Source organism: Ruegeria sp. SAZD011, from assembly GCF_059612545.1.
The window spans coordinates 49,009-63,588 of the sequence record NZ_JBXWQU010000040.1 but is presented as its reverse complement, the minus strand read 5'-3'; the positions used below and the strand labels follow the sequence as shown (position 1 = coordinate 63,588).

Annotated in this window: 12 protein-coding genes; 10 read left to right on the top strand and 2 right to left on the bottom strand. The window is 63.0% G+C overall.

Annotated features, from left to right (window positions below):
- Nucleotides 1-181: 181 nt before the first annotated feature.
- From dapE to AC2FLM_RS19710, 4 genes are all read left to right on the top strand, one after another.
- The gene (dapE, locus tag AC2FLM_RS19725; RefSeq protein ID WP_496859602.1) at nt 182-1,324 is read left to right on the top strand and encodes a succinyl-diaminopimelate desuccinylase; all 1,143 of its coding nucleotides are present in this window, start codon (nt 182-184) and stop codon (nt 1,322-1,324) included.
- A 9-nt stretch (nt 1,325-1,333) separates the two neighbouring features.
- Complete coding sequence (locus tag AC2FLM_RS19720; protein WP_496859600.1) at nt 1,334-1,933, top strand: TIGR04282 family arsenosugar biosynthesis glycosyltransferase; 600 nt, start codon at nt 1,334-1,336, stop codon at nt 1,931-1,933.
- 31 nt (nt 1,934-1,964) lie between these two features.
- Nucleotides 1,965-4,223 carry a ribonuclease R gene (rnr, locus tag AC2FLM_RS19715; RefSeq protein WP_496859599.1) on the top strand — a complete coding sequence of 753 codons (2,259 nt, stop codon included), beginning with the start codon at nt 1,965-1,967 and terminating at the stop codon, nt 4,221-4,223.
- A gap of 102 nt (nt 4,224-4,325) precedes the next feature.
- Entirely contained in the window at nt 4,326-4,727 is a 402-nt protein-coding gene (locus tag AC2FLM_RS19710; protein ID WP_496859598.1) for a globin domain-containing protein, read from the top strand.
- Between the two features lie 6 nt (nt 4,728-4,733).
- Here AC2FLM_RS19710 and AC2FLM_RS19705 read toward each other — a convergent pair whose 3' ends face one another.
- Nucleotides 4,734-6,209, bottom strand: a complete 1,476-nt coding sequence (locus AC2FLM_RS19705) for an NAD-dependent succinate-semialdehyde dehydrogenase (protein ID WP_496859597.1) — start codon at nt 6,207-6,209, stop codon at nt 4,734-4,736.
- A 254-nt stretch (nt 6,210-6,463) separates the two neighbouring features.
- On the opposite strand from AC2FLM_RS19705, the gene AC2FLM_RS19700 reads away from it, so the two are divergent.
- Nucleotides 6,464-7,681: an aminopeptidase P family protein gene (locus AC2FLM_RS19700; RefSeq protein ID WP_496859596.1), complete on the top strand. Its 1,218-nt coding sequence runs from the start codon at nt 6,464-6,466 to the stop codon at nt 7,679-7,681.
- A 60-nt stretch (nt 7,682-7,741) separates the two neighbouring features.
- Here AC2FLM_RS19700 and AC2FLM_RS19695 read toward each other — a convergent pair whose 3' ends face one another.
- Nucleotides 7,742-8,083 carry a cupin domain-containing protein gene (locus AC2FLM_RS19695; protein WP_234138645.1) on the bottom strand — a complete coding sequence of 114 codons (342 nt, stop codon included), beginning with the start codon at nt 8,081-8,083 and terminating at the stop codon, nt 7,742-7,744.
- Nucleotides 8,084-8,273: 190 nt separating this feature from the next.
- Here AC2FLM_RS19695 and AC2FLM_RS19690 point away from each other — a divergent pair, with 190 nt between their 5' ends.
- The 5 genes from AC2FLM_RS19690 (at nt 8,274) to AC2FLM_RS19670 (ending at nt 14,580) form a co-directional block, all read left to right on the top strand.
- Entirely contained in the window at nt 8,274-9,353 is a 1,080-nt protein-coding gene (locus AC2FLM_RS19690; protein WP_234138648.1) for a coiled-coil domain-containing protein, read from the top strand.
- 2 nt (nt 9,354-9,355) lie between these two features.
- Complete coding sequence (locus AC2FLM_RS19685; RefSeq protein ID WP_496859595.1) at nt 9,356-10,474, top strand: hypothetical protein; 1,119 nt, start codon at nt 9,356-9,358, stop codon at nt 10,472-10,474.
- A gap of 67 nt (nt 10,475-10,541) precedes the next feature.
- On the top strand, nt 10,542-12,479 hold the full coding sequence (locus AC2FLM_RS19680; RefSeq protein WP_496859594.1) for an AAA family ATPase: 1,938 nt from the start codon (nt 10,542-10,544) through the stop codon (nt 12,477-12,479).
- The gene (locus tag AC2FLM_RS19675; RefSeq protein ID WP_496859593.1) at nt 12,476-13,234 is read left to right on the top strand and encodes a hypothetical protein; all 759 of its coding nucleotides are present in this window, start codon (nt 12,476-12,478) and stop codon (nt 13,232-13,234) included. The genes AC2FLM_RS19680 and AC2FLM_RS19675 overlap by 4 nt, the downstream gene beginning before the upstream one ends.
- Nucleotides 13,231-14,580 (top strand): DUF6638 family protein, encoded by a 1,350-nt coding sequence (locus AC2FLM_RS19670; protein ID WP_496859592.1) that lies wholly within the window; start codon nt 13,231-13,233, stop codon nt 14,578-14,580. The genes AC2FLM_RS19675 and AC2FLM_RS19670 overlap by 4 nt, the downstream gene beginning before the upstream one ends.

The window sequence follows — 14,580 nt, the reverse complement described above, 5'->3', positions numbered from 1 at the left end:
TACTGCTCGCTTTGCGGCCTTGCTGCTCGTAACCCTGCCTCGGGTCTTTTGTTTTCTACCTATAGGCTAGCATGGGAGTTCTGTCGCTGTTAAGTGAAAACGGGCAATTCAGAGGTGGCAACGCGACGTTTTCGTCACATTTCCCGTTCCGGACGATGCCCAAACCGCAAAGGAGGCCTGAATGACACTCGACGCCGCCCGCCTGACCGCCGACCTGATCCGCTGCGGCTCGGTCACGCCCGCCGATGACGGCGCGCTTGACGTGCTTGAGCGGGTGCTTTCGCAGGCGGGATTTACCTGTTCCCGGGTTGACCGGGGCGGTATCTGCAACCTGTTTGCGCGCTGGGGCGACAAGGGACACGCACGCAGCTTTGGGTTCAACGGTCACACGGATGTGGTGCCGGTGGGCGACACAGCGGCCTGGACCGTGGCGCCATTCGGGGCCGAGGAAAAGGATGGCTTTCTCTACGGGCGCGGTGCCACCGACATGAAATCGGGCGTTGCGGCCTTTGTCGCGGCAGCGGTGGACCTGGTCACCAGCACCCCGCCCGAGGGCGCGGTGATCATCACCATCACCGGGGATGAGGAGGGCGACGCGCTGGACGGTACCACCGCGCTCCTCGACTACATGGCTGCTTCGGGCGAGCGGATGTCGGTCTGCCTCGTGGGAGAGCCGACCTGCCCCGACCGCATGGGCGAGATGATGAAGATCGGGCGGCGCGGGTCGATGACCGCGTGGTTCACGGTGACGGGCGTGCAGGGGCATTCGGCCTATCCGCACCGGGCCAAGAACCCGTTGCCGGCGATGGCACGGCTGATGGACCGGTTGGCCAGTCACGAGCTGGATCAGGGTACCGACCATTTTGACGCGTCTACGCTTGCGGTGGTCACCATCGACACCGGCAATACCGCGACCAATGTGATCCCGGCGCAATGCCGCGCGGCGGTCAACATCCGGTTCAACGACCTGCATTCGGGTGCCAGCCTGACCAAATGGATGCAGGGCGAGGCGGACCGGGTGGCCGAGGAATTCGGCGTCGCGGTCGAGATGAAGGTGAAGATTTCCGGCGAAAGCTTTCTCACCCCGCCCGGTGCGCTGTCCGATCTGGTGGCGGCTGCGGTCGAGGCGGAAACCGGCGTTGTGCCGGTGCTGTCCACCTCGGGCGGGACCTCAGACGCGCGGTTCGTCAAGGATCATTGCCCGGTGGTTGAGTTCGGTCTGGTGGGCCGCACCATGCATCAGGTGGACGAACGGGTCGAGATCGCCCAGATCCATCAGCTCAAGGCCATATATAGCCGGATCCTGCGGGACTATTTCGCCTGAGCGAAAGCGATGCGGTGTACGCTGGTCATCATGGTCAAGGAACCGCATCCGGGCCGGGTGAAAACCCGGCTGGGGCGCGATATCGGCATGGTGGGCGCGGCCTGGTGGTTTCGCCATCAGACCCGGGCGTTGCTCCGGCGGTTGCGCGATCCGCGCTGGCGCATCGTGCTGGCGGTGTCGCCGGATGCCGAGGGGATGGCCAGCCGGGTCTGGCCCGCCGATCTGGCGCGCCGCCCGCAGGGGCGCGGCGATCTGGGCCAGCGCATGGCGCGGCAATTGCGGAGCGCGCCATGCGGGCCGGTCTGCCTGATCGGTGCCGATATTCCCGGCGTCACCCGCGCCCATATCGCCCGCGCCTTTGCGGCGCTGGGGGGGGCTGATTTCGTGTTCGGATCGGCACCCGATGGGGGCTATTGGTTGGTGGGCGCAGCGCGGCGTTATGCCTTGCCGCCGGGCCTGTTCGGAGATGTGCGCTGGTCCAGCGAACACGCGCTGGGCGACACGCTGGCCGGGGTGCGCGGGCATCGGGTTGCCCTGGTCGACACGCTGCAAGATGTCGATACCGCCGCCGACCTGCGCGATGCCCGCCTGCCGTCGCTTTTGCAATGACGCGAACCGCGCCGCGTGCTACGGCGGAGATATGACTCGCATCCCTACCAAGCAGGAAATCCTCGACTGGATTTCCGCGCATCCCACACTCACCTCGAAACGCGATATCGCCAAGGCGTTTGGCATCAAGGGCTCGGACCGGATCGACCTGAAACGGGTCCTCAAGGAGCTCGAGGCCGAGGGCCATCTGGAGAAGCGCAAGCGCAGCTATGCCGACCCGGACCGGCTGCCGCCGGTCAGCGTGTTGCAGGTCAAGGAACCCGACGAGAACGGCGATCTCTTCGCGCGCCCGCTGGAATGGCATGGCGAAGGGGTGGAACCCATCGTGCTGGTCCTGCCGCGCGCCAGCGATCCGGCGTTGGGGGCGGGGGATCGCATCCTTGCCCGCCTGACCGTGGTGCATGAGGAAGACCACAATTACGAGGCGCGGCTGATCCGGCGGATCGGCACCAACCCGCACAAGATCCTGGGCATCTTTCGCAAGGGGGCCGAGGGCGGGCGCATCGTGCCCATCGACAAGGCGGGCCAGAACGAATGGCTGGTGGCCGAGGGCGCGGTGCATGGCGCCAAGGACGGCGAGTTGGTCGAAGCCGAACAGGCCGGGCCCAAGGGCCGCATGGGCCTGCCACGCGCCCGCATCATCGAGCGGCTGGGCGACCCAAGCGCACCAAAGGCGGTGTCGCTCATCGCCATTCACCAGCACGGCATCCCCGACGATTTTCCCGACAAGGTGATCGAGGAGGCGGACCGCACAAAACCTTTGGGCCTGTCGGGGCGGACGGATCTGCGTGACATGCCGCTGGTCACCATCGACCCCTCGGATGCGCGCGACCATGACGACGCCTGTTTCGCCCATGCCGATGACGACCCCAAGAACCCCGGCGGCCATGTGGTCTGGGTCGCGATTGCCGATGTGGCGGCCTATGTCCGCGCGGGCAGCGCACTGGACCGCGAGGCGCGCAAGCGTGGCAACTCGACCTATTTCCCCGACCGGGTGGTGCCGATGCTGCCCGACCGGCTGTCGGGCGATCTGTGCTCGCTGCACGAGGGCGTCCCGCGCGCCTGTATCGCGGTGCGGATGCAGATCGACGCGCAGGGCAACAAGATCGGGCACCGGTTCGTGCGCGGGCTGATGCGTTCGGTGGCCTCGCTGAACTATCAGGAGGTGCAGGACGCCATCGACGGCAACCCCAACGACAAGACCGGGCCGCTTCTGGATGAGGTGCTGAAGCCGCTTTACGCTGCCTACAAGGCGCTGGATGCGGAACGCAACCGGCGCCAGCCGCTCGACCTTGATCTACCGGAACGCAAGATCGTGCTGAACGACAAGGGCCATGTGGAAAGCGTCGCTTTCCGCGACCGGCTGGACGCGCACAAGCTGATCGAGGAGTTCATGATCCTCGCCAATGTGGCCGCCGCCGAGACGCTGATCGCCAAACGCGTGCCGCTGTTGTTCCGGGTGCACGAGGAACCCGCCCCCGAAAAGCTGGAGGCGCTGCGCGAGACGGCGCAGGCCTCGGGGTTGACGCTCGCCAAGGGGCAGGTTCTGCAAACCCGCCACCTGAACGCGCTCTTGCATCAGGCGGCGGGCACCGACGAGGCGGAGCTGATCAACATGTCGACACTGCGGTCGATGGCGCAGGCCTATTACAACCCCGAGAATTTCGGGCATTTCGGTCTGGCGCTCAGGAATTACGCGCATTTCACTTCGCCGATCCGGCGCTATTCCGACCTGATCGTGCATCGCGGCCTGATCAAGGCGCATGGCTGGGGCGATGACGGGCTGACGGCGGACGAGATCGAGCAGCTGGACCGCATCGCCACCCATATCTCGGACACCGAGCGCCGCTCGATGATGGCCGAGCGCGACACCACCGACCGCTATCTGGCGGCCTATCTGTCGGAACGGGTGGGCAACGAGTTCACCGGCCGGATCAGCGGCATCGCGCGGTTCGGCGCCTTTGTGAAACTGGACGAGACCGGGGCCGACGGGCTGGTCCCGGTGCGTTCGCTTGGGCGTGAATTCTTTCATTTCGACCGCGAGGCAGGCACGCTGATGGGGTCGGAAACCGGGCTGCTCATCTCGATCGGGCAGCGTGTGACGGTGCGGCTGGCGCAGGCCTCGCCAGTAACCGGCGGGCTCGAATTCGAGATGTTGAGCCTTGAGGATAACGCGATGCCGCGCGGCGGCACCCCGCCCAAAGGCAAACGCGTGGTGCGCCGCAAGGCTGCCAAGGCCAAGCATAAGACCGACAAGATCAAGCGCAAGCTGGACCGCAAGCGCCGCTGACGCCGGACAAGCCCGAACTCCGTTTTGCCGAAACGGAAACCCGTCGTTAACCGGCGGTCTCCATACTCGCCGATGACGGACGGTAAGGCATGGTGAGGTGGCATGACAGACGATCAGATCCGGCTGGTACATTCCAGTTTTGCCCGGGTATTCGCGCGCAAAGGGGAACTGACCGAACGGTTCTATCACCATCTTTTCCGGGAACTGCCCGACTCCCGGCGGCTGTTCAAAGGCGATTTCCCGGCGCAAAAGGAAATGTTCGCCTCGATGCTGGCCGCCACAGTTCGCGGCATGAGCGACGCGAAGAGTTTCCAGCTTCTGGGGCGCGGTCTGGCCCGGTCGCATGCGCGGTTCAATCTGAACCATGCCGACCTGAAAAAGGCGGCCCGCGCATTGCAGACCGCCTTGTCCGATGTGATGGGGGACGCGTTGTCGCCCGAGGAAACAGCCGCTTGGAACGAGGCGGTGGCGCAGCTGATGGAGATGCTGGCCGCGCCCGCCTGACCCCGGTCAGACCGACATGCAGATGTATTTCATCTCCAGATAGTCCTCGATCCCGTGATGGCTGCCTTCGCGGCCCAGGCCCGATTGCTTGATGCCGCCAAAGGGCGCGACCTCGGTCGAGATGATGCCGGTATTGACGCCAACGATACCATATTCCAGCGCCTCGGCCACCTTGTAGACCCGGCTCAGATCCTTGGCATAGAAATAGGCGGCAAGGCCAAAGATGGTGTCATTCGCCATATGGATCACCTCGTCCACCGTGTCGAACTTGAACAGCGGGGCGAGGGGGCCAAAGGTCTCTTCCTTGGCGACCTTCATCTCTTGCGTGACGCCCGTTACCACGGTCGGTTCAAAGAAGGTGCCGCCCAACGCGTGCGGTTTGCCGCCGGTCAGGACCGCGCCGCCCTTGGCGGTGACATCTCCCAGATGTTCCAGCACCTTTTCAACCGCCTCGGCATTGATCAGCGGGCCGGTGGTCACCCCGTCATTCAGCCCGTCGCCGACATTCAGCTTGGCCACGGCGGCGGCGAGTTTCTCGGCAAAGGCGTCATAGACGCCCGCCTGCACATAGATCCGGTTGGCACAGACGCAGGTCTGGCCGTTGTTGCGGAACTTGCACAGCATCGCCCCTTCGACGGCGGCATCCAGATCGGCATCGTCGAACACGATGAAGGGCGCGTTGCCACCCAGTTCCATCGAGCATTTCATGACCTGGTCGGCGGCCTGTTTCAGCAGGATGCGACCCACCTCGGTCGAGCCGGTAAAGGTCAGCTTGCGCACGCCGGGGTTCTCGCAGAACTCCTTGCCGATCTCGCTGGCGCGCGACGAGGGCACCACGTTGAACACGCCCGCCGGGATGCCTGCCTGTTCGGCCAGCACCGCCAGAACCAGTGCCGACAATGGGGTTTCCGCCGCAGGCCGCGCAACAAAGGCGCAGCCCGCCGCCAGCGCCGGGCCAGCCTTGCGGGTGATCATCGCATTGGGGAAGTTCCACGGCGTGATCGACGCGGCCACCCCGATCGGCTGTTTCAGCACGGTGATCCGCTTGTCGCGCTGGTGGCCGGGAATGGTTTCGCCATAGATGCGCTTGGCCTCTTCGGCAAAGAACTCGATGAAGGATGCACCATAGGCGATCTCACCCACCGCCTCGGTCAGGGGCTTGCCCTGTTCGGCGGTCAGGATGCGGCCCAGATCCTCGGCATTGGCCATCATCAGGTCGTACCAGCGCCGCAGGATCGCGGCGCGTTCCTTGCCCGTGTATTTGGCCCATTCCTTTTGCGCCGCCTCGGCCTGGGCGATGGCGCCTGCCACCTGGGCCCGGCTCAGGTCCGCGACCTCGGCGATCACGTCGCCGCGCGCGGGGTTGGTCACGGCAAAGGTGCCGTTGTCGCCATCGACCCATTGGCCGCCGATATAGGCCTTGGTCGCCAACAGGTCGGGCGTCTTGAGAAGGGATTTCAGATCGGTTGCTGCATCCAGCATGGCATGTCTCCGCCTAGAATTCGTGGGTCCACCCAAACAGGTGGCGCTGTTCCTGTCTATGTCCACAGTGCAATTGGAATCAATCCAGATTTGATCAAATTTCCTCGGTGAGGGCTGATAAATCCCGCTTGCACGACTCGGGGCTCTGGGCCAATCTCCGCGCGGGCTCTGGCGATGGCGTCGCCTCATGCCGCGCGGCATGCGCCCGCTCCCCGTCCTGAACGCCGGGACCTTTCTGCAAAGGAGGGTCAACCATGACCGCTGATTTGTCGCGTCCGGAATTCTATCGCTATCACAACGGAACCGAGGCCAGGCTGCCATTTGAGGCCGCCGAATATGAGGTGCGTCTTGCGGGGCTGCGCGCCCGGATGGAGGCGCTGGGTGCCGAGGCCGCCGTGTTCACCTCGATGCACAACATCGCCTATTACTCGGGCTTTCTCTATTGCGCCTTCGGGCGGCCCTATGCGCTGGTCGTCACCCCGACCGAAAGCGTGACCATCAGCGCGGGTATCGACGCGGGTCAACCCTGGCGACGCTGCCATGGCGACAACATCACCTATACCGACTGGCAGCGTGACAATTACTGGCGCGCGATCCGCTCGGTCACCGGAGAGGGGCGGGTGATCGGCTATGAAAGCGACCACCTGAGCCTGTTGCAGAAGGGTAAGATGGACAGCTTCCTGGCGCCTTCGAAAACCGTCGACCTGTTTGACACCACCATGCGCCAGCGGATGATGAAATCGCCGGCCGAGATCGCCCTGATCCGGCAGGGCGCGCAGGTGGCCGATGTGGGCGGCTATGCGATCCGCGAGGCGGTCAAGGCCGGAGTGCGCGAGATCGACGTGGCGATGGCCGGGCGCGACGCGATGGAGTTGGAGATTGCCAAGCGCTTTCCAGACGCCGAGTACCGCGATACCTGGGTCTGGTTCCAGTCCGGGATCAACACCGATGGCGCGCATAACCCGGTGACGGGACGGGTGCTGGAACGCGGCGATATCCTGTCGCTCAACACCTTTCCGATGATCTCGGGTTATTACACGGCGCTGGAACGCACCATGTTCGTGCAGGAAGTGGACCCGGCGAGCCTCAAGATCTGGGAGGCCAATGTCGCAGCCCATGAATACGGCATGTCGCTCTTGAAACCGGGGGCGAGCTGTGCCGAGGTCACCCACAAGATCAACGATTTCTTTGCCGAGCGTGACCTGCTGCAATACCGCACCTTTGGCTATGGTCACAGCTTTGGCGTGCTCAGCCATTACTATGGGCGCGAGGCGGGTCTGGAGCTGCGCGAGGATATCGACACTGTGCTTGAGCCGGGCATGGTGATCTCGATGGAACCGATGCTGACCATCGCCAATGACCAGCCCGGCGCAGGCGGATATCGTGAACACGATATCCTTGTGATCACCGAGGACGGCAACGAGAACATCACCGGCTATCCCTACGGGCCGGAATTCAACGTCGTCGGCTGAGGCAGGCGAGATTTTTCGCCGAAAAATCTTCGCCCCCTGACGGGGGCGGAGCATCGCGTGTCACAACCGGATCACGTAATCCTTGGTGGTGGTCTCGATCACCTCCCACGTACCGGAGAACCCGGGGCGCAGAATGAAACTGTCCCCGGCGCGCAGCGTGATCTCGGTGCCCTCGGCATCGGTCAGTATCGAATGGCCTGACAGGATGCGGCAATACTCCCATTCATCGTAAGAGATGCGCCATTTGCCCGGCGTCGCGCGCCAGATGCCGCAATAGAGCCCGTCACGCTCTTCGAGATTCCACGTGGTGAACACCGGATCGCCCGACAGCACCTTTTCGGGTGCCGGGCGCTCAGTCTCGCCCGCACCCTCGGGGGTCACCGGTTGGTAATAGCTGCTCATTGCCTGCCTTCCTATGAATGGTTCGCAGCGGAGCATCGCCCGAGGTGCGGCAGTCGACAAGGCAGATTCAACCGGCTTTCCTTTTGCGTCCGAGTTTGCCACAGTTTTTCCAATCCCGGCCTATAGGGGGATGTAAATCCTCATTACATAGCCTATCTATCAGATGTATTTGACCTAAAAGGATAAAGCCATGTCCGATACCGCATTCGAGGCAATGATCCTGGAAACGCAGCGCAAGGTGCGCGAGAGTCAGGCCCAGATCGAAGGTGTCACCAGCCGGATCGAGGCGGCGCGCGCCAAGATCGGCACCGCCGAGGCCGATATCGACATCGAGAACGCCACGCTTGAGGATGTGCACGCCCATACCGAGGTGATGAATGCCAATATCGCCGAGCTGATCATGGGGCTCGATGATGTGACATCGGCCTTTTCCAAGGATTTCGACGAGATGCGCTCGAAAACCGGGTGGGAGAGCTTTGTCGGCATCTTCTCCAGCGGCAAATCGGAATCGATGCGGCAAGAGCGGATGCGCACCGCCAATATCGACGACAAGTTGCAGGATCTGATCGCCAAATCCGATGTGATCGTCAAACTGCTCGAAGGGCAGTTGGCGGTGCTCGAAGAGCAGCGCACCAAGGTCGAAACCAACCTGACCGGCACATTGGACGACCGCGAATTCACCGTGCAGGAACTGGAAGCGGTGCGGGCCGAAATCCTTGCCATGGATCCGCAGATCATCGCGCTGGAAAACAAGATCAGCGTCGAACAGGACGCTGCCGCGCGCACCAAGCTGGAAACCGAACTGGCCGAGCTGAACAAGGCCTATAACGCCAAGGTACGCGACGAGCAGGTGAAACTGGCCAAGAGCCAGACGCTGGAGCGCTACATCGAAAAGGGCAAGACCTGGGTGGACAGTCTGCAAAATCAGGCCGCAACCCAGATGGTGCTGATCAACAAGCTGCAAACGGACACGCAACAGCGCGTGGTGCTCTATGACGCGCTGACCAAATCGCTGAAGACCGCGCAGCAGCAGGATGTGGCCCACCGTATCAACGAAATCGGCGTGCAGACCGACCAGGAGGCGCAGACCGCCATGGCCGCCATCGGCACCGCGACCAACCAGAAAATGGCCGACATGCTTGAGGCGCACGAGGATCACATGGTCTTTGCCCGCGACGTGCTGGAGAAAAAGGCCAAGGCCGATGAGCGCTTTGCCCGCCGGTTCGCCGCGATCGTCGAGAAGCACGACAAGAACCTCTACGGGGGCTGATCTTGGCCGACCCCGCCCACGATCACGTCGGCCTGACCGACACCTTCGCCTCGCGCCGGTATTTCCGCAAGTTCGAGGTGATCACCACCCATCTGCTGCGGGTGGCCGCCAACATGGAGGCCGAGGGCGTGATCAGCCGGGATGAGGTGCGGATCGTCTCGCGCTATATCTCGGGGCTGCTCTTCAGCTTTCGCGCACTCAGCATGAAATACCTGCTGGTCGGGCGCGATACGGGTCGGTTTTTTGGCTCGCTCAACATGGACAAGCGCGACAGCGGCTTTCCGGTGGCGGCCGAGTTGATGACCATGGCCAACGATGCCCAGCAGGCGCCCAGCCATCTGGCCAACATGCCCTCCGAGGCGGCGCTGAAGGACGAGATGGTCCAGACCATCCTCGGCAGTCGCGAGATACCGACCAAGCTGCAATTCGCCCTGTCACAACGGCTCTATTACGAGGAACTGGCCAGGGGGCAGCTGTTCTGGGTGCGCAACGACCCCGAATGTCACTGGATCGCGACCGAGGGCGAGCGGCGCCGGTTCCTGCTGCATTGGGCGGTCTACGACAGCCAGATCAACCTGCCGGTGATCTACCTGATGCGGCTGGAGGATACCGGCAAACAGGCGCTGCCCAAGGACAGCCGCCGCTGGCCCGAGGTACAGGCGCATCTGATGGCGCAGTCGCTGGCCGGGCTGAAGCTGTTGACCATCGCCAAGGGGTTTGACGAGGATTTCGACGATCTGCATCCGAAACATCTGCGCCGCATCCACGTGGGGCCGATGTATTCCTCGGCCTATACCGAACAAACCGGCCCGCTGCGTGCGGTGCTGGAGGACGCGCAGGCCCCTGCCGGGCAAGACTGGGCGCTGGCTTGGACCAGCGAGGAGCTGGAAAGCGAGGACGTACGTGAGGAACGCGCGGGCTGGTTCGGCACGGTCGAGCGCGAGGTCTTTGCCCTCGACCCGTTTGGCGGGCAGGGGGCCGATACCGGGGCCACGCGCACCAGCCGCTCGATCATCCTGCCGCAGCGCCCGTTTCAGGTGCTGGCCGAACGCAATCCGCCGGGGTTTGCCGATGTGCGCAAATTCGTGGTGAGCGAGGGCGGGCAGGTGCTGCGATATTGATTGGCCCTGCCGGGCCAAGCCTCCGGCGGGAGTATTTTGAGCAAAGTGAAGACAGGGGCACTGCGACATGAGCCTGACATCCGACCAGATGGAACTGCGCGAAGAGGCGATCCGCGCGCATTACCCGGCGGCGACCGCATTGCTGGACGGGTTTGACCATGCGCCGCGGGTGGCGCAGGCGAGGACACCCGCCAGGGCGGAGGAGCGCTCGCCCGGTATCCCCACGGCGCGGCGGTTCCGCTCGACCACCCCCGGCCTGGTGACGCGGCGCACCGCCCGGCCCGACGGGGTGCATCTGCGCGAGCGGATCGAGGCGGCGGATGATGGCGACACGTTGATCTCGCCGGTTCAGGCCACGGTGGCGCAGGCGATCCGCCGGGCGCTGGCGATCGCATTGGCCATGGGCGAGGGCTATGGCGCGCGCACGCCGCTGGGCGATCTGAAGCGCGCCAATCTGGCGGGCGACCTGTCGGCGGCGCGCAAGGGCGAGTTCACCGAATTGCTGACCGCCGAGGCGCTGGTAGTCTCCCATGTGTTCGGCAATGCCCTGGCCTATCTGTTGTCGCCGCATCTGGGCGCCACCTCGGTCGAGGTGGGCGAGGTCGAGGAGTTTCTGACCGACAATGCGCAAGTGGCGCTGCACGGGGCGCTGTGGGATCTGGACCAGAAGCTGGAGCAGTTCGCGGGTGACGACGCGCAACTGATCGCCGCCACCGCCGGTTTTGCCGAACAGCTGATGGCCAAGGCCGCCGCGCGCGCTCAAGGCGCCGGGCATCTGGGGCCCTTCACCGGGGCCGCCTGGCATGTCGAGGCCGATGATCTCACCCTGCGCGGCTTTACGCCCGCGGCCAAGGCGCGCTCGACCAAACTGACCATGACGTTCAAGAAACCGAACGAGGTGGTCGGCAACCATATCGCCAAATACCAGGCCATGAAGCTGGCCAAGATGCTGATGGCCTATGATTTCGAGCGCCGCCTGAACCCGTTCGCGGAACTGGGCGGCTTCATCTTCACCTTCATGGGCGATGGCAAGCCGGGCACCGGCAAGACGACGCTGATCCAGATGATGGCGGGGCTGATCGACGAGTATTGCCGCAATGCGGGCTATCCGTTCCGCTATCAGAACTTCGGCATCGACAATATCGACAGCTATCAGGGCAAGTCGGGCCAGAATGCCAAGGCGTTTGTCCAGAATGTGCTCGACCCCGGCGTGATCGGTTTTGGCACCATCGACGATATCGACCAGATCGCGGGCAAGCGCGGCGACCGCCAGTCGAGCGCGGGCCAGCAGGAGGTGACGGCGGTGTTCATGGAGGCATTCGCCGGTGCCAATACCGTGGTGCGGGGCAATTGCACCTTCGGCATGTTCTCGAACTACCCCGAGAATGTCGACGACGCCCTGCGCCAGCGGGCGGGCGCGCGGTTCCTGGTCGACGGGCCGCAGACGCGCGAGGATTACATCGACATCCTGGCCCTGCTGCTGGGCAAGCGCCACGACATCCCGCTGGGCGCGCATGACCTCTATGCCGCGCAAGAGATCAAGCGCGCGGTGGCCGCCAGTTTTGCCGCCCATGGCCGCCCGCAAGAGGCCGGGCTGGCGCAGGTATGGGAGAGGGTGGGGGCGCAGGTCGGCCCGCTCGATACCATCGCCAAGCTGGGGACGTACCTGAAAGGGATACAGGAGGCCGATGAACGCTTCACCGGCCGCGCGATCAAGAACATCACCGACGCGGTCAAGGTCCGCGCGATGGATTTCGAACTGCCCGATGAATGGATGGAGAACCCCGACCTGTTCCTGTTCCGCGACTATGACGCAAAGCTGGCGATGATCGAGGAGCTGCGCCAGCCCATCACGGTGGACATGGTGGTGCAAGAGATCAACCGCTATGCGGACAGCGAGTTCCGCTATGCCGACAAGTCGGATGAGGTGGCCATCGACGGCATGGTGCGCGAGATGGGCCGGATGGAAGAGGCGAAGAAACGGTATCTGGAGGGGAAGGGGTGAGCAATAGCTCCAAAAAATCCGATGGGGCGAAACTTGTTTTTTTTGTCGCAGCGGTTTTCACGTTAGCTTTCTTGCTATTTGTAGCCTGGCTTATGGCAGGGGAAACATGTGAAAATGAGCTATTTCTTTTGCGTGTTTGTGACACCCGATGGAATGTATTCCTTTCAGCTCCGCCCAATGAAGTTGGAGATGCCTTAGCAGGGTTTGCGGGTGGCTTGGCATTGATCTGGGTTGTCGCCTCGGTTGTGATCCAACGACTGGAGTTGTCGTCCACCGTCAAAGAATTGAAAGCTGCGACGAAAATTGAAACTCAACGTGAAGCAGACCGACACATTGACGCACTGGTTTTGGCCTTGAGGGTAGCGGTAGATGAGGACTATTCGAATGCGAGTGACGTTGTCTGGATTTTTGAGCCATTGTCAGAAGGAAAATTCGGAGCGCAAGGCGAACGCAAAATTCAGTTGCCTTCCTTAGAATCCAATCCCGCCTCTTCAGATTTCCTAGAAGTCGCAGGCGAAAAAATTGCCAATCTGCGACACACGTTGGAAGTGCTGTCAGAAGAATGCAAGTTAACATCTGCTCCATCTGGGCTTCACTATCGTTTCCAGAAGTCCTCGCTTGAGTACCTGAAAATCCGTGCGGCGGCTCGCAATGCTTCAAAAGCAAAGCTTCAAGAGCTACGCAGCAACATGGTCATCTCGATAGGTGATACGATTGATGAGCTTAACAACGGTAGCTGGTGGATAGACCCATGATCCGCCTCATCCAATCCGGCCTGATGTTCGGCAATCTCGTGCATATCTCCAGCCCGGCGCTGATCGAGCGGTATAATCGCGCGCTCCAGCATCTGGCGGGCAAAACCACGGCGCTTACCGATTTCCATATCGACATCTCCGGCTATTCGCCCGAGATCGGGGACGAGCTGGGCGATCCGCTCTACCTCAACCCCAACGGGGTCAACCGGCAGTTCATCCTGCTGACGCCCGAGCAGAAGCGCGCGCCGCTGCTCAATGTCAAATTCTCGACCTCGCGCCCGATCCTGCGCGACTTCATCGAGGCGAACGAGGCGCAGCTGTTTGCGCTGACCGCCACCGACGCGGTGGCGGGGGAACTGGTGAACTCGGTCTTTAAGCTGCGCTCCCCGTCCGATCTTTTCACCCTGCGCAAAATCGAGATCGAGGCCGACACCGTCGGCGGCACGCTGAAAAACGCCGACAAGCTGGCAGCGATGATCGAGCGGTTCAAGACGCAAGATGATGCCTGGTTCGACGATGTGCTGATTGCCGAGATGATCGGGATTTCGAAACAGACCGGCGATATCAGCCGCAATCCCGTGCATCTGAGCCACAAGGCCCATGAGCAGCGCAATTTCTGGACAGCGCATTTCGGCGGGCTCTACCTGTTCCCCGATGTGCAGCACCCGGCGATGATCTGCGCGGGGGAAAAGCCGCGCGAAGAGATGCCGGTGAAATACGTGTTCGACCTGAGCGAGCGCAACCGGATTGCCAAGTTCCTTGATTACAACAAGCTGGCCGAACCCATCGTGCGGGCGCGCGGCATGGATGCGGCGGCGGTGCTGCGGCAAAAGATGGATTTCATCGTCATCGACACTGCGGCCGGTACCGGGCTGAACCCGGCGGGGCTTGACCGGGGCGACATCCGGCGGCTGGCGCGGATGCATGCCGACCGGCTGCCCGAGGAGTATCACGGGCTGGCGCAACTGGCGCGCTGGGCCGAGAATGGCGGCGACTGGCCCCGTATCTCGGCCGATCATCCGGCCTATTTCTATGGCCTGCGCGCCGCCGATACGCCCGACCGCGACCTGGTCAACATGCTGCTGGCGGAGCTGACGCCGCTGGATGCGCGCCAGCTGTTCATCTGTCACAAGGAGCTGTTTTATGGGCTCTATGCCACCTGGAGCGAGGCCAAGAAGAGCTTCGTTGCCGATTTCCTCGCACGAGAGTATCAGGTGGACAAGGCGGGCGCCCGCGCGGCGCTGTTCGGGCACGAGCCGGACATGGAGAGCGAGGACAGCCCGTCCGGGCTGGACGAGCGTCTGATTGCGCGGGTCGGCCCCTGGGGCGCGATACGGAGGAGATAG